The organism is Paractinoplanes toevensis, from assembly GCF_018332695.1.
GTDB lineage: Bacteria > Actinomycetota > Actinomycetes > Mycobacteriales > Micromonosporaceae > Actinoplanes > Actinoplanes toevensis.
On sequence record NZ_BOQN01000011.1, the window covers coordinates 1 to 14,499 of the forward strand.

A 14,499-nucleotide genomic window follows, 5' to 3' on the forward strand; every position below is an offset into this window, starting at 1 on the left:
CGCCAGGGTGCTCGCCGGGGCCGGGCCTCGCCGTAGCGCGCCGAAGATGGCCGGCACCAGCTCCGGGCGGTAGTCGACCACGTAGATGGTTTCCTTGACGACGTCGTCCCAGGTCGCGCCGGCCGCGGTCAGCAGCTCGGTGATGTTCTCGGCGATCTTCGCGGCCTGGGCGGCGTGGTCGCCGGCGCCGATCAGCCGGCCGTCGGTGTCCCAGGCGACCTGGCCGGAGAGATAAAGCATGCCGCCGGCGGTCACGCCCTGGCTGATCACGTCGGGGACGGCGAAGACGGTGGGCGGGTTGAGGCGTTCGATTCTCATGCGAGGTGTCCGTCCGGTCGTACGAGTCCTGCTTCGGTCTTGATGTGCCTGCCGGTTCTTAGGCGCTCGAAGAGCGTGCCGTCGTGGTCGGGCACGCGCCGGCCGGTCGCGTAGGCCACGTCCAGGCCGGACAGTCGTTCGGCGAGCTGCCGGGACATGTCCGGTGCGGTGGCGATCAGCCGGCTCAGCAGCGCCCGCAGTGCCTGGCCCTCCGGTGTCCAGCCGGTCATCAGGGCGGTCTGGGCCCGGGTGTGTTCGAGCAGGGCGGCGCCGACCGGGTGGCGTTCCTCGTGATAGGTGTCGAGGAGGGCATCGGAGGCTCGCCCGGTCACCACCGCGGCGAGTTTCCAGCCCAGGTTGTGGGCGTCCTGGATGCCGACGTTCATGCCTACGCCGCCGGTGGGGAAGTGCTGGTGCGCGGCGTCGCCGGCCAGCAGCACCGAGCCCTGGCGGTAGACCGTCGCCTGCCGGGTGGTGTTGCCGAAGCGGGACAGCCAGACCGGGTCGCGCAGGCCGAGATCGGTGCCGGTGATGCGCCGCACCGACGCGCGCAGGTCGTCGAGGGTCAGCTCGCCGGGGCGGTTGTCCGACGGGTCGGCGCCGACCAGCCGGGTGATCCCGCCGCCCATCGGCACCATCATCAGCCCGCCGCCGGGGCCGGCGTAGTTCGCGAACCGTGGCTGGTCGAGCACCACGTCGCCGAGGAATCCCCAGGTGGTGGCGTCGGTGCCGGGGAAGTCGATGCCGGCCGCGGTGCGCACGACGCTGCGGGTTCCGTCGCAGCCGGCCACGTAGCGGCCCGGCACGATCTCGCCGCCGGTCAGTTCGACGCCGCGATCGGCGAGGCCGATCACCCGGCAACCCCGGCGGATGGTGGCGCCGAGTGCGCGGGCGCGGGCTTCGAGCAGTTCCTCGGTACGGGCCTGGGGCAGCGCGAGGGTGAAGGGGTACGGCGTATCCAGCACCGCGAAGTCCAGCCGGTCGGGGAGCCCGCCGAAGTGACCGTTCGGGATGCGTACGCCCTCGGCCAGGAACGTCTCCGCGACGCCGCGGCAGTCGAGGATCTCGATGGTGCGGGGGTGGATCGTCAACGCCTTCGAGTTCGGGTCCCGCTCGGTTCTGGTTTCCAGCACGGTGACGGTGGCGCCGCCCAGCCGCAGTTCGCCGGCGAGCCACAGGCCGGTCGGCCCGGCTCCGACAATGACGACATCGCTCTCTTGGTCACTGACCAAATTCATGCGGCGAGTACACTTGGTCAGTGACCAAGAGTCAAGGGGATGTGGTGCGGACCGCTCTGGCGATCCTCGACGAGCACGGCGCCGCCGCCGTCTCCATCCGGGCGATCGCGGAGCGGCTCGGCGTACACATGAATGCGGTGTTGTGGCACGCCAAGAGCCGGGCCCGGCTCGGCGAGCTGATGGCCGACGCGATCGTCGGCGGCGTCCGCCTCGACGGCCTGCCGGCCGGCTGGCGCGAGCGGGCCGCCGAGATCGTCCGGCGCTACCGGCGCGCGCTGCTCGCCCACCGCGACGGCGCTGCCGTGGTGACCGGCACCTACGCGGCCGAGCCGGCCACCCTCGACGTCGCCGAGGCGCTGATCGGCGCCCTGCTCGACGGCGGCCGGCCGGAGCGCGACGCCGCCTGGACGTGCTGGAGCCTGGTCTACTTCACGCTCGGGCTCACTCAGGAGGAGCAGGCCGGGCCCAGCCGCTTCACCCCCGAGCTGCAGGTCGGCGACCGTCCCGCGCTCCGCCGGGTGCTGCCCCACCTGACGGTGGACAGCTTCGACGAACGCTTCGAGTACGGCCTGGCTAGGCTGCTTTCATGATCGCTCACCCGGGGCTGCGCTTCGCCGATCACACCGTCACCGTGCCGCTCGACCACCGGCGGCCGGGTGCGGAGACGATCGAGGTGTTCGCCCGCGAGGTGGTGGCGGCCGACCGGGCCGGCGACGACCTGCCGTGGTTGCTGTTGCTGCAGGGCGGGCCGGGCGGCAAGGCGCCGCGGCCGGTGCGGGCCGAGAGCTGGATCGGCCGGGCCGTGCGCACCCACCGGGTGTTGCTGCTCGACCAGCGTGGCACCGGCCGTTCGCCACTGGGCGCGGAGGGCCGCACGCCGGAGGAGCTGGCCGACCACCTCAAGCTGTTCCGCGCCGACAGCATCGTCGCCGACGCCGAGATCCTGCGCGAGCGGGTGGCCGGCGGCACCAGGTGGGACACCCTCGGCCAGAGCTACGGCGGTTTCGTCACCATGGCCTACCTGTCGCAGGCCCCGCAGGGCCTGCGCAACTGCTTCATCACCGGCGGCCTGCCCGGCCTGACCGCGACCGCCGACGAGGTGTACGCCCGCACCTATCCGCGGGTCGCCGCGAAGAACGCCGAGTACTACCGGGCGTTCCCGGACGACGCGGCCGCGGTCCGCCGGATCGCCGACCATCTCGCCGGCACGGACGTCCGGCTGCCCGACGGCGACCGGCTGACCGTCGAGCGGTTCCGCTTCCTCGGCAGCATGTTCGGCATGAGCGACGGCTACGCCCAGCTGCACTGGCTGCTCGACGAGGCCTGGCACGGCGACCGGCTGTCGGACACCTTCCGGTACGAGGTGATGGCCCTGACCGGCTTCGTCGGCCAGCCACTGTTCGCGCTGCAGGAGTACTGCTACGGCCAGGCGAACGGCCCGACCGGCTGGGCCGCGGCGCACGCCATCCGGAACTATCCGGCGTTCGCCGCCGACGCCGACCCGCTGCTGTTCACCGGCGAGATGATGTACCCCTGGATGTTCGAGCAGATCGCCGCGCTACGCCCGTTCGCCGGCGCCGCCCACCTGCTGGCCGAGGCCGACGACTGGCCGGCCCTCTACGATTCCGAGCGCCTGGCCGCCAACGAGGTGCCGGTGCTGGCCGCGGTCTACGCCGACGACATGTACGTCGACGCCGGCCTCTCCCTGGACACGGCCGCGGCGGTGGGCAACGTCCGCACCTGGGTGACCAACGAACACGAGCACGACGGCCTGCGCACCTCGGGCGACGCGGTGCTGTCCCACCTGATGGAGATGGCCGCCGGCCTACGCTGATGCCGATCGACCCTGTGTCGCCAGATCGCCGCGTCGCGGGCGTTCGAGATCTTCATCGTCGTCACGATCGGCGCCAACGCCGTGGTTCTCTGCCTGGAGACCTATCGCGACCTGGCCGAGGCCATCCCGCCGCTGCACTGGCTCGAATGGCTGTTCCGGGCCATCTTCGTGATCGAGATCGTGATCCGGATCCTCGCCTACGGCCGCCGCCCGCAGGACTTCTTCAAGCACGGCTGGAACGGCCGGGGGTCGGCGGATTCCTGGCGCTCGCGCTGGTCACGTTCTATGTGTACGGGATGGCCGGCTGGCTGATCTTCGAGGAGGCCTACCCCGAGCAGTACGGCACGATCGGCCGCGCGTGATCACGCTGTTCGTGCTGCTTTCCCGGGAAACCCTGCCCGACCTGATCGAGCAGGGCATGGCACTGTCCCCGTGGACGCTGGTCTACTACGTCAGCTACGTGCTGATCACGGTCAACCTGCTGCTCAACATCCTGATCGCGGTCATCGTCAACTCCATGGAGGAGGCCCGCCGCCTGGAGATGACCGAGGCCCTCGGCACCGACGACGACGGTGACGGCATCCCCGACGACATCGACCGCATCATGATCAGCCAACGCCTGGACGACCTGCGCACCACGAGCGCCGAACTGGAACGCGAACTACGCATCGACCGCAACGACTGACCCTGCGGCATCGACGATTCGCAGCTGGGAGCCGGTGGTCCTGCCCGGTCTGCTCGCGATGTCGGAGTTGCCGGCCGTGACATTTCGGATCTTGCCGTACGACGTCGGCGAGCATCCGCTGCTGGGCGCGTCGATCGCGATTCTGGACTTCCCGGAGCCCACCGACTCGGGCCTCGTCTACCTGGAAGGTTTCGGCCGGTCGCGGAACTTCCTCCGGCTTGCGAACGAGGTCGCTCGGTACCGGGACGAGTTCGAACTGCTGAGCCGGCGTTGTCTCGACCGGCGGCGGACGACCGCGATGATCGACGGCGTTCTCGACCGCAACGACTGAGCGAACGCCGACTGCGGCCGCCGGCCGGAGCCGGCGGCCGCGGTTCGGCGGTCAGTACTTGAAGGTCGCCACCAGGCTGGTGAGGTCGCCGGACATCCGGGCCAGTTCGGCCGTGGCCTGCCGGGTGTGGGCGACGCCCTCGCTGGTGTGGTGGGCGGCGTCGGCGACGCCGGTGATGGTCTGCGAGATCTCCATGGTGCCGCCGGCCGCCTCGGTCACGCTGCGATTCATCTCGGCGGTGGTGGCGGTCTGCTCCTCGACGGCGGACGCGATCGTGGTCTGGAAGTCGCTGATCCGAGTGATCACGTCGGTGATCATCTCGATCGCGGAGACCGCGCCGCCGGCGTCGGACTGGATCGCCTCGACCCGCCGGGAGATCTCCTCGGTGGCCTTCGCAGTCTCCTGGGCGAGGTCCTTGACCTCGGAGGCGACGACCGCGAAGCCCTTGCCGGCCTCGCCCGCCCGGGCCGCCTCGATGGTGGCGTTGAGGGCGAGCAGGTTGGTCTGCTCGGCGATCGAGGTGATCACCTTGATCACGTTGCCGATCTCCGCGGACGAGACGCTGAGCTGGTTCATCGTGACCGACGTGGCGTTGGCCGCGGTGACCGCCTCGGTGGCGACCCGGGCCGCCTCGGAGGCGTTCTGGGAGATCTCCCGGATCGCGGCGGCCATCTCCTCGCCGCCGGCCGACACCGTGGTGACGCTGGCCGAGACCTCGCCGGCCGTGTTGGACACCGCGGCCGCCTGGCGGGAGGTCTCGGTGGCCGAGCCGGCGATCTGCTCGGCGGTCGCCGAGATCTCCTCGGTGGCGGCGGCCAGGTCGGTCGCGGAGTTGTTGATCGTCGACACGGTGGAGCGCAGCCGGTCGACCGCGGTGTCGAGCGCGCGACCCATCCTGCCCGGCTCGTCGCCGCTGGTCAGCCCGGTGCGGTGGGTCAGGTCACCGTCGGCCAGCGCTTCGGCCACCTCCTCGACCTTCCGCAGCGAGCGGACGATCGAGCGGCTGACCAGTTGGCCGATCAGGCCGGCGAGCAGCAGGCCGCCGACCATCAGGCCGATCGAGAGGGTCCGGCTGTCCCGGTAGGCGTCGCGGGCGGCCGCGTCGGCGGTGACCGCTTCCTTGTTCTCCGCGGCCAGCAGGCTCTCGACGTTCGTGCCGATCTTCTCCATGAGCGGCACCACCGTGTCGGTGCGCACCTTGGTCCAGGTGGCCGTGTCGCCCGCTTCCGCGGCCGGGATCAGCTTGTTCTGCACCGCTTCGACGTACTCGTCCCAGTCCTGCTGGAGGGCGTCGACGGTGACGTCGGTGGTGCTGGCCGCGCGGTAGGCGTCGAGGGCGGTCTCGAATGCCGCCGCGTCGGTCTTGAACGCGGCCGAGTATTTCTGGGTGGACGCGGCGTCGGTGGCCAGCATCAGGTTCGCGGTGTCCAGGCGGGCGGTGATGGCGGCGGCCCGGGCGTCGCCGAGCGCACTGACCGACAGCAGATTGTGCTCGTAGATCTTGTCCGCCGCCGAGCTGGCCTTCGACAGCGACATCAGCCCGGTGATGCCGATGGCCAGGGCGGCAGCACCGGCCACGCCGACTGAGCTGAGAATCTTCACGCCGGTGGGCAGGTCACCGAAATTACGGCGGTTTTTCACGGGAGCGCCTTTCGCGTCGCGCTGACGGGATCGTCACGTACCGCTATTGATCGGCGACCGAGGGTGCTACTTGATGCATCCTGCACCAGAATGCATTCTGCCCCGGCCGGTACGGTCGTCGATATGGACCTTCAGGGATTGCTCGACGAGGCGGCGAAACGACACGGGGTGCCGGGTGCGGCCGTCGCGGTCGGTGCCGGTGGAGACCTGTTCGAGGCGGCCACCGGCGTGGTCAATCGGGACACCGGGGTGGAAACGACCCCGGACGCCGTGTTCCAGATCGGTTCGGTCACCAAGGTGTGGACCGCCTCGCTGGTGATGCAGCTGGTCGCCGAGGGAGTGGTGGAGCTCGACGCGCCGGTGCGCGGCTATCTGCCGGAGTTCGGGGTGGTCGATCGCGCGGCGACCGAGTCCGTGACGGTTCGCCAGCTGCTGACGCACACCGGCGGCTTCGAGGGTGACCTGTTCGAGGACACCGGGCGCGGCGACGACGCCCTCGCGAAGCTGCTCGCGTTCATGCACACCCACGCCACCCCGGTGCACCCGCCGGGCGCGATGCACTCGTACGCCAACTCCGGTTTCTGCGTCCTCGGCGCGCTCGTCGCGAAGCTGCGCGGCAGCACCTGGGAGTCGGTGATGCGGGAACGGCTGGTCGAGCCGCTCGGCGTCACCCATCTGACGCTGTACCCGGAGGAGGGGTTGTGGTTCCGGGCGGCGGTGGGCCACCTGGGCGAGGAGCGGCACGTCGCCCGGGCCGATCTGCCCCGCTCCAACGCCCCGGCCGGGTCGACCCCGGCCGCCGCGCCGCGCGAGCTGGTCCGGTTCGGCCGGATGTTCCTGGCCGACGGCGTGGCCGCGGACGGCACCCGGGTGCTGCCGGCCGGCACGTTCGCCACGATGCTGGAACCGCAGGTCACCGTGCCGGCGCTGGGCGAGCGGTACGTGGCCCGCTGGGGTCTCGGGTTCGAGCTGTTCGACCACGACGGCGTGGTGGTGGCCGGCCACGACGGCGGCACCATCGGCCAGAGCGCGTGCTGGCGGATCGTGCCGGGCCGGGACGTCGTCGTCGCGGTCTCCGCGAACGGGCCGGACGCCACGCCGCTGATCGACGACGTACTGGCCGCGGTCCTGGCCGACACGGCCGGCATCCGGCTGCCGGAGCGGCTGCGGCCGCCCACCGAGCCGGTGCCCTTCGACCCAAGTCCCTACGTCGGCAGCTTCGAAGGACCGCTCGCCCGTTACGAGGTGGCCGCGGCCGACGGTGGCCTGGACATCACCACGATCCCGCGGGGTCTCGCCGCCGAGGTGGGCGAGAAACCGAAGACCGCCCGCTGCGTCGCCCTCGGCGACGACTGCTTCGTCGCGGTGGAGAAGGAGGAGGGCGTCCACCTGGTGGCGAAGTTCGTCGAGGGCGGACGCTACCTCTACGGCGGCGGGCGAGCGATCCCGCGAGTCTGACTACCGCAGCTCGGTCCAGTCGAGCAGGCCGGCTCCGAGGTCACGCACGGTGGCCAGCAGTCCGAGCCGGGCCGCTCGCAGGGCCGGGTCGTCGGCCATCACGAAGACCTCGTCGAAGAACGTCGACAGGGGACCGGCCAGCCGGGACACCGCGCCGGTGAACTCGAACAGGTCGGGCGACGCGGGCGGCTTCACCGCCGACACCGCCTCGTGCAGGGCGATCTCGGCCGGCTCGGTCAGCCGCGCCGGGTCGTAACCGGCGGCGGTCCCGGCCGGGACGATCCGGCGGCAGCGCTGGATCGCCTCGGCGACGGCCACGAAATCGGGGTTTGCCGCCACCGACCCGAGCTGGTTGAGCAGGTTGACGGCGACCGACGGGCGGTCGGCGTGCGGCAGCACGGCCCGCACCCGGTCGACCGGGTAGCCCTCCTCGACCAGGGCCTGCTCGAACCGTTTGGCCAGGAAGTCGGCCGCCGCCGCCGGCACGGCATCGGACACCTCGACCGGCTGCAGCGCGGCCGCCGCCCGCAGCGCCGCCGTCAGGGACAGGCCGGCCAGGGCCGGGTGCGCCCGGTGCACCGCGAGCAGGCCGAGCACGGCCCGCCGTACGGCGAAAGGGTCGCTGCTGCCGGTCGGCAGCCCGACCGTCGCGGCCAGGCCGGCCACCAGATCGAGCCGGTCGGCCAGCGACAGCAGCGCACCGGGCAGCGAGGCCGGCAGGTTGTCGCCGGTGTTGCGGGGCAGTTCGGCCTCGTAGACGGCCTGCGCGACGGTCCGCGCCTCGCCGGCGTGCAGCGCGTAGTCCCGCGCCATCACGCCGGCCAGGCTGGTCATCTCGGTGACCAGCTGGGAACCGAGGTCGAACTTCACCAGCGCCGCAGCCCGGTCCAGGGTGGCCGACGACAGGCCGAGGTCGGCCGCCAGGGACAGCGCGAGCGAGGCGATCCGGTCCGCGCGATCGGCCATCGAGCCGAGCCGGTCGGTGAAGGTCAGCCGGTCCAGCCGGGCGCGCAGGTCGGCCGGAGTGACCGATCGGTCGGCCCGGTAGAAGAACGCCGCGTCCTCGTAGCGGGCCCGCAGCACCGCCTCGTTGCCCTGCCGCACCAGCTCGACGTCGACCGGGCCGTTGGCCACGGTCACGAACATCGGCAGCAGCGCGCCGTCGGCGTCGCGCACCGGCAGATAGCGCTGATGCTTGCGCATCACGGTGGTCAGCACGGCGTCCGGAAGGGAAAGGTACGACTCGTCGAACGTGCCGAGCAGCGGCGTCGGCGCCTCCACCAGGTAGGTGATCTGGTCGATCAGCGCCTGCTCACCGCGCACGTCGATCCGCCCGTCCGGGTACACCTCGTCCTGGGCGCCGGTGACGATCAGTTCGGTGCGGTCCTCGGGGTCGGCGACGATGCCGTTGAAGGCGAGCGTCTCCATGAACGTCTCGGCCGAGGCGATGCTCAGCACCGGCTCGGCCGCGGTGCGCAACACCCGGGTCCGCCGGCCGGCCGCCAGGGTGCCGGCCGCGACCGGCACGACGTCGTCGCCCCACAGCGCGAGCAGCCAGCGGACCGGCCGGCTGTAGGACAGCTGCGGGTCGTTCCACCGCATGTTCTTCGCACCGCGCAGGCCGGTGACGACCTTCGCGAGCACCGGCGCCAGGACGGCCGCTGCCGCGCCGCCGGCTTCCGGTTTGTTCACCACCACATGGCGTACGCCGTTGAAGTCCCCCTCGGCGGCCTGGTCGAGCGACGCACCCTGCCCCCGCAGGAACCCCTGGAGCGCGGGCGTCGGGCTGCCGTCGGCCGCGTACGCCTGCGCCAGCTTGGGACCGCGCACCGTGCGTACGTGATCGGTCTCCCGGGCCGCGACGTCGGCGACCAGCGCGACCAACCGCCGCGGCGTGGCGAAGACGCGCACGTCGCCGTGGGCGAGGCGGGTCGCACCGAGACCGGATCTGATCTCCCGTTCGAGGTAGGCCAGGGCGGACCGGCACTCGGCCGGCGGCAGCTCCTCGGTGCCGATCTCGAACACCAGCAGCCGCGCCGCGTCCTTCTCGGCGGGCAGCGCGGCCGGCGTCGCGAGCGGCGGCACGGCGGCCAGGCCGAGCGGATGGCCCAGCTCGTCGCGGCGGGCCACCCACAGCTTGGCGACCTCGCCGGCCAGCCGCCGCATCCGGCCGAACTCGGCGGCCCGGTCGGCGGTGGAGACGGCGCCGCGCGAGTCGAGCACGTTGAACGCCTGCGAGCACTTGAGCACGTAGGTGTGCGCGGGCACCGGCAGCCCGGCGTCGATCAGCCGCTGCGCCTCGCCCGCGTACAGCTCGAGCAGTTGCCGGTTGGCGGCCACGTCGGCGTTGTCCAGGTAGTACCGGGACATCTCGTACTCGCCCTGGCCGAACACCTCGCCGTAGGAGACTCCCGGGCCGTACTCGATGTCCTTGAAGTGGCTCTTGTCCTGCAGCGCCATGATGATGCGCTCGATGCCGTAGGTGATCTCCACGCTGACCGGGTCGAGGTTGATGCCGCCGGCCTGCTGGAAGTAGGTGAACTGGGTGATCTCCAGGCCGTTCAGCCAGACCTCCCAGCCGAGACCCCACGCGCCGAGCGCGGGCGACGCCCAGTTGTCCTCGACGAACCGCACGTCGTGCGCGGCCACGTCGATGCCGATCGCGGCCAGGCTGCCCAGGTAGAGCTCCTGCGAGTTGCCCGGGTCGGGCTTGAGGATCACCTGGAGCTGGGTGTGGGTCTGCAGCCGGTTCGGGTTCTCGCCGTAGCGCGAGTCGTCCGGGCGCACCGACGGTTCGACGTAGACGACCCGCCACGGCTCCGGCCCGAGCACCCGCAGGAACGTCGCCGGGTTGAGGGTTCCCGCCCCGACCTCGGTGTTCATCGGCTGGACGGTCAGGCAACCCTGTTCCGTCCAGTACGCGGTCAACCGGGCCAGAGCGTCCTGCATGGTGAGCATGGTGGGCAAGTCTAGGAGAGCGGCCGAGAGGGTAGGTACGGAATATGCTCGCTGGAGATCTCTACAGCTTCGAGGACCTCCTTTCGGAGGACGAGGCCGCCGTGGTGCACCGTGTCCGCTCGTTTCTCGACGCCGAAGTCGTGCCGATCGCCAACGACCAGTGGGCGCGGGCTGCCTTCCCGTCCCATCTGATCAAGCGGTACGCCGACCTGGAGATCGCCGGGCGCGAGGGGTCGTCGTTGCTCAACGGATGGCTCGCGCTGGAGATGGCCCGGGCCGACGCCTCGATGGCCACGTTCTACGGGGTGCACGCCGGGCTGGCGATGGGCAGCATCCGCGCGTGCGGGTCGGCTGAACAGCAGGAGCGGTGGCTGCCCTCGATGGCCGCTTTCGATCAGGTCGGTGCGTTCGCGCTGACCGAGCCGACCGGCGGCTCCGACGTGGCCGCCGGCCTGCGCACGACGGCACGGCGCGACGGCTCCTCGTGGATCCTCAACGGGCAGAAGCGCTGGATCGGCAACGCCACCTTCGCCGACCTGATCGTGGTCTGGGCCCGCGACGTCGAGGACGACCAGGTCAAGGGCTTCGTGGTGCCCGGTGATGCGCCCGGCTTCACCGCCACCAAGATCGAGAACAAGATCGCTTTGCGTACGGTGCAGAACGCCGACATCGTGCTGGACGACGTGCGGGTGCCCGAGGCCGACCGGTTGCAGCGGGCCAACTCGTTCAAGGACACCGCGAAAGTGCTGCGCGCGACCCGCAGCGGCGTGGCGTGGGAAGCGGTCGGCGTGATGCTGGCCGCCTACGAGATCGCCCTGGCCTACGCCAAGGAACGCCATCAGTTCGGCAAGCCGATCGCCGGGTTCCAGCTGGTGCAGGACCTGCTCGTGCGGATGGCCGGCAACGTGACCGCGTCGCTCGGCATGTGCGTGCGGCTGGCCCAGCTGCAGGACGCCGGGCGCTACCGCGACGAGCATTCGGCGCTGGCCAAGGCGTACTGCACGACCCGGATGCGCGAGGTGGCCGGCTGGTCCCGCGAGCTGCTGGCCGGCAACGGCATCGTCCTCGACTACGACATCGGCCGCTTCGTCGCCGACGCCGAGGCGCTCTACTCCTACGAGGGCACCCGCGAGATCAACACCCTGATCGTCGGCCGGGCGGTCACCGGGCAGAGTGCTTTTGTCTGACGCTCCGCACCGTGATGCCGCGTTGGGCCGCCGTCGCGAGGATCTGCTCGCGTTCGCCGGGCTGCAGCGCGGCGGTGGGCATCGGCATGAAACCGGCCTTGCCGATCAGGAAGAGCAGCTGCTCCGGCGCGGCGTCGATGCCCCTGACCGCCGGCCACGAGTATCCGTGCTGGGTGAGCGCGTCGCTGCGCTGCACACCCCAGTCGGTGATCGCGAACGTGCCCGGCATGCCGTGGAACTGCCAGCACCGGTCCACCGCCCGCCGGACCAGCAGGGTCGGGGCCCCGACCGCGAACAACAGGCCCAGGCTGACGCCGAACACCCCGAAGATGTCCGAGGTGGCCAGGTCGATCAGGGCGACCAGCGCGAGCAGCAGCCCCAGGCCGCGGATGAGCCACAGCGCGGGCTGCGACCGGCTCCGGACGGCGGCCGTGATCAGCCGGCGGTCGGGCGGCGGCGAGGTCAGGATCTGCACGCGGCCCACCGTACGGCCTTGATGATCTTGAGGCTAGCCGCCGCCGCGCTTTTGCCGGAGCCGGTAGGCGGCCACCGCGTTGCGGTTGGCGCAGGTCGTGCTGCAGAAGCGCCGGGACCGGTTGCGGGTCAGGTCCAGCACGATGCCCGCGCAGGTGTCGTCGGCGCAGACCGCCAGGCGGGACATCTCGTTGCCGCGGACGAGGTCGGCGACCGCCATCGCGGTCTCCACGATCACCCGGCGGACGAGGGGCTCGTCGGCCGCCACCGCGTGCACGTGCCAGTCGATGTCGTCGTGCCGCACCAGCCGGGGGACCGCGCCGGCCTCGGCGAGCATCCGGTTCACCATCTCGGCGGCGTCGTCCCGGTCGGCGGCGAGCAGCTCGCGCAGCACCGGCCGGACCGCCTGCAGCTCGTCCAGCTCGGCGCGGTCGCGGTCGCGCCGGCCGGTGTAGCGGTACTTCGCATACCAGGCGTCGACGTCCTCGACCGTGAGCAGCGTGTCCGGGTCCTCACCGCTGTTGACCAGGTCGACCGCGGCCTGCAGCGCCGCCTCCGTGTCATGGGCTAGAAGCACCTTGACATCTTACCCACACGCTCATAGCGTCATGTGTCATGACGCAGATAGCCAATGACACACGCATGATCCCGGTCGGCGTCAGCGGCGGCATTCTGCTGGCCGCCTTCTCCGCCACCACCTTCGGCCTCTCCGGCCCGCTCGCCACCGGCCTGCTCGGCAACGGCTGGAGTCCCGGCGCGATCGTCCTCGCCCGCATCGCCATCGCCGCCATCGCACTGGCCCCGTTCACGGTGGTCGCGCTGCGCGGCAAATGGCATCTGCTGCGCAGCCAGGCGATCCAGATCCTGCTGTACGGGGTGCTGGCCGTCGCCGGCGCGCAGTTCTGCTACTTCTCCGCCGTGGCCACGATGGACGTGGCACCCGCCCTGCTGATCGAATACACCGCCCCCGCCGCCGTGGTCGCCTGGCTCTGGATCACCAAGGGCCAGCGCCCGAGCCGGCTCACCGTCATCGGGGCGGTGCTGGCCGCCGCCGGCCTGGTCCTGGTGCTCGACCTGATCTCCGGCGCCGACCTGGCCTGGTCCGGCGTCGCCTGGGCGTTCGCCGCGATGATCGGCGCCACGGCGTACTTCCTGATCTCCGCCGAAACCGGCAGCGGCCTCCCGCCGCTGGCCCTGGCCGGCGCCGGCCTGGTGGTCGGCGCGGTGACCCTCGGCGTCCTGGCCGCGACCGGCCTGCTGCCGATGCGCGCGAACACCGACCCGACGGCGTACGCGTTCGGCAGCCTGCCCTGGTGGGCCCCGCTGCTCCTGCTGGGCGTGGTGACCGCCGCCATCTCCTATGCGACCGGCGTGGCCGCGATCCGCCTGCTCGGCTCCCGGGTGGCGTCCTTCGTGGCGCTGCTCGAGGTGGTGGCCGCGGTCCTGTTCGCCTGGCTCCTGGTGGACCAGCTGCCCGGCCTGGCCCAGCTGGCCGGCGGCATCCTGGTGATCGCGGGCGTCGTGGCGGTCCGCCTGGGCGACCGCGACATCGCCTGACCGAGGGACGCGATAGACCAACAGTTGCGCGTTCCGGGCTTGCGAGGGCTGATCCGAACCTGCGGACGGCCAGGCACCCCTCCAAGGGGTGCGGTCAGGACGTGCGTTCCCGCAAAGGGGGCTGCTGCGGAGGGCTCGACGCGCGACCTTGTCGAGTTCCGGTTCGCTCCGAACATAAACTCCACGAGATCCCGGGGTGCGGAAGGGGGATGATCGTGGCGCGGGCGGTACTGGGAACGTGTGCGCGGCTGCTGGGCGAGCGCCTGGCCGCGCTGGGGTTCGAGGCCGACGGCGCCGTCTTCCGCCGCTACAACCCCGGCGGTGACGTGGTCATCGTCGACCTGCAGCCGCATCGGTCGTTTCTCGGCGACACCCAGTTCTTAGTGAACCTGGCGTTCCTGCTCGACCCCGCCTGGCGGCACTACGGCTTTCCGCCGGAGAAACGGCCGGACACCTCGCACGGCACCTGGTGGGAGCGGGTGAACCCGACCGACTGGGAGGACCACGACGACGGCGAGGGCTTCGTCGAGCAGTGGGTGGTCGCCGGCGAAGCGGACTGCGCGACCGTGGTGGAGCGGTTGTTCGCGCGGCTGGGCGAGCGGCTGCCGGTCGTGCTGGACTGGCTCGACCGTGACCGCCTGCGGCAGGCCGTCGCCGAGGGCACGCCGGTGGGCTACGCGACCGAGCTCTGGCTGATGGCCGAGGACGGCCCGTCCGACCGGCTGCGCGCGGAGCTGTTCGACTCCGGGCCACCGGAGGACGGCTCGGACGTCGACCGCGCGATCTGGGCGTATGCCCACCGGTTCAGCCGCTGACCC

At 71.5% G+C, this 14,499-nt stretch carries 15 protein-coding genes; 9 read left to right on the forward strand and 6 right to left on the reverse strand.

All coding sequences use genetic code 11. The features are described from left to right. Nucleotides 1–318 (reverse strand): RidA family protein (locus Ato02nite_RS04385; protein ID WP_213005061.1); only part of this gene is annotated, 318 nt, incomplete at its 3' end. Next, nucleotides 315–1,556, reverse strand: a complete 1,242-nt coding sequence (locus Ato02nite_RS04390; protein ID WP_213005062.1) for an FAD-dependent monooxygenase — start codon at nt 1,554–1,556, stop codon at nt 315–317. The genes Ato02nite_RS04390 and Ato02nite_RS04385, both read right to left, overlap by 4 nt. A gap of 20 nt (nt 1,557–1,576) precedes the next feature. Here Ato02nite_RS04390 and Ato02nite_RS04395 point away from each other — a divergent pair, with 20 nt between their 5' ends. The 5 genes from Ato02nite_RS04395 (at nt 1,577) to Ato02nite_RS04410 (ending at nt 4,406) form a co-directional block, all read left to right on the forward strand. After that, the gene (locus tag Ato02nite_RS04395; RefSeq protein WP_213005063.1) at nt 1,577–2,146 is read left to right on the forward strand and encodes a TetR/AcrR family transcriptional regulator; all 570 of its coding nucleotides are present in this window, start codon (nt 1,577–1,579) and stop codon (nt 2,144–2,146) included. Beyond that, nucleotides 2,143–3,390: an alpha/beta fold hydrolase gene (locus Ato02nite_RS04400; RefSeq protein ID WP_213005064.1), complete on the forward strand. Its 1,248-nt coding sequence runs from the start codon at nt 2,143–2,145 to the stop codon at nt 3,388–3,390. Before Ato02nite_RS04395 ends, Ato02nite_RS04400 begins: the two co-directional genes overlap by 4 nt. An 81-nt stretch (nt 3,391–3,471) precedes the next feature. Next, nucleotides 3,472–3,702, forward strand: coding sequence for an ion transporter (locus Ato02nite_RS51315; RefSeq protein ID WP_246606073.1), 231 nt, complete (start codon nt 3,472–3,474; stop codon nt 3,700–3,702). A 46-nt stretch (nt 3,703–3,748) separates the two neighbouring features. Continuing rightward, a complete protein-coding gene (locus tag Ato02nite_RS51320; protein WP_246606074.1) occupies nt 3,749–4,075 on the forward strand; it encodes an ion transporter in 327 nt (108 codons plus the stop codon). Nucleotides 4,076–4,133: 58 nt separating this feature from the next. Continuing rightward, a complete protein-coding gene (locus tag Ato02nite_RS04410; RefSeq protein WP_281419691.1) occupies nt 4,134–4,406 on the forward strand; it encodes a Scr1 family TA system antitoxin-like transcriptional regulator in 273 nt (90 codons plus the stop codon). A gap of 51 nt (nt 4,407–4,457) precedes the next feature. Here the strand turns inward: Ato02nite_RS04410 and Ato02nite_RS04415 are convergent, their stop codons facing one another. Further along, a complete protein-coding gene (locus Ato02nite_RS04415; RefSeq protein ID WP_213005066.1) occupies nt 4,458–6,047 on the reverse strand; it encodes a methyl-accepting chemotaxis protein in 1,590 nt (529 codons plus the stop codon). A 123-nt stretch (nt 6,048–6,170) separates the two neighbouring features. Between Ato02nite_RS04415 and Ato02nite_RS04420 the strand changes: the two genes are divergently transcribed. Then, nucleotides 6,171–7,505: a serine hydrolase domain-containing protein gene (locus tag Ato02nite_RS04420; RefSeq protein ID WP_213005067.1), complete on the forward strand. Its 1,335-nt coding sequence runs from the start codon at nt 6,171–6,173 to the stop codon at nt 7,503–7,505. Here the strand turns inward: Ato02nite_RS04420 and Ato02nite_RS04425 are convergent, their stop codons facing one another. After that, the gene (locus Ato02nite_RS04425; RefSeq protein WP_213005068.1) at nt 7,506–10,463 is read right to left on the reverse strand and encodes a glycine--tRNA ligase; all 2,958 of its coding nucleotides are present in this window, start codon (nt 10,461–10,463) and stop codon (nt 7,506–7,508) included. 44 nt (nt 10,464–10,507) lie between these two features. On the opposite strand from Ato02nite_RS04425, the gene Ato02nite_RS04430 reads away from it, so the two are divergent. Then, the gene (locus tag Ato02nite_RS04430) at nt 10,508–11,650 is read left to right on the forward strand and encodes an acyl-CoA dehydrogenase family protein (RefSeq protein ID WP_213005069.1); all 1,143 of its coding nucleotides are present in this window, start codon (nt 10,508–10,510) and stop codon (nt 11,648–11,650) included. Here the strand turns inward: Ato02nite_RS04430 and Ato02nite_RS04435 are convergent. Together Ato02nite_RS04435 and Ato02nite_RS04440 are read right to left on the reverse strand one after the other, a co-directional pair. After that, nucleotides 11,625–12,125: a hypothetical protein gene (locus Ato02nite_RS04435; RefSeq protein WP_213005070.1), complete on the reverse strand. Its 501-nt coding sequence runs from the start codon at nt 12,123–12,125 to the stop codon at nt 11,625–11,627. The genes Ato02nite_RS04430 and Ato02nite_RS04435 overlap by 26 nt on opposite strands. Nucleotides 12,126–12,158: 33 nt before the next feature. Continuing rightward, a complete protein-coding gene (locus Ato02nite_RS04440; RefSeq protein ID WP_213005071.1) occupies nt 12,159–12,701 on the reverse strand; it encodes a CGNR zinc finger domain-containing protein in 543 nt (180 codons plus the stop codon). Between the two features lie 38 nt (nt 12,702–12,739). Between Ato02nite_RS04440 and Ato02nite_RS04445 the strand changes: the two genes are divergently transcribed. Together Ato02nite_RS04445 and Ato02nite_RS04450 are read left to right on the forward strand one after the other, a co-directional pair. Then, entirely contained in the window at nt 12,740–13,681 is a 942-nt protein-coding gene (locus Ato02nite_RS04445) for an EamA family transporter (RefSeq protein WP_246606076.1), read from the forward strand. Nucleotides 13,682–13,896: 215 nt separating this feature from the next. Then, nucleotides 13,897–14,496 carry a DUF4304 domain-containing protein gene (locus Ato02nite_RS04450; RefSeq protein WP_213005072.1) on the forward strand — a complete coding sequence of 200 codons (600 nt, stop codon included), beginning with the start codon at nt 13,897–13,899 and terminating at the stop codon, nt 14,494–14,496. Nucleotides 14,497–14,499: the final 3 nt, after the last annotated feature.

Coding starts and splice junctions, on each gene's coding strand:
- Ato02nite_RS04390 (WP_213005062.1), bottom strand. CDS start 1,556: ATGAATTTGGTCAGTGACCAAGAGAGCGATGTCGTCATTGTCGGAGCC.
- Ato02nite_RS04410 (WP_281419691.1), top strand. CDS start 4,134: ATGTCGGAGTTGCCGGCCGTGACATTTCGGATCTTGCCGTACGACGTC.
- Ato02nite_RS04430 (WP_213005069.1), top strand. CDS start 10,508: ATGCTCGCTGGAGATCTCTACAGCTTCGAGGACCTCCTTTCGGAGGAC.
- Ato02nite_RS04425 (WP_213005068.1), bottom strand. CDS start 10,463: ATGCTCACCATGCAGGACGCTCTGGCCCGGTTGACCGCGTACTGGACG.
- Ato02nite_RS04420 (WP_213005067.1), top strand. CDS start 6,171: ATGGACCTTCAGGGATTGCTCGACGAGGCGGCGAAACGACACGGGGTG.
- Ato02nite_RS04400 (WP_213005064.1), top strand. CDS start 2,143: ATGATCGCTCACCCGGGGCTGCGCTTCGCCGATCACACCGTCACCGTG.
- Ato02nite_RS04445 (WP_246606076.1), top strand. CDS start 12,740: ATGACGCAGATAGCCAATGACACACGCATGATCCCGGTCGGCGTCAGC.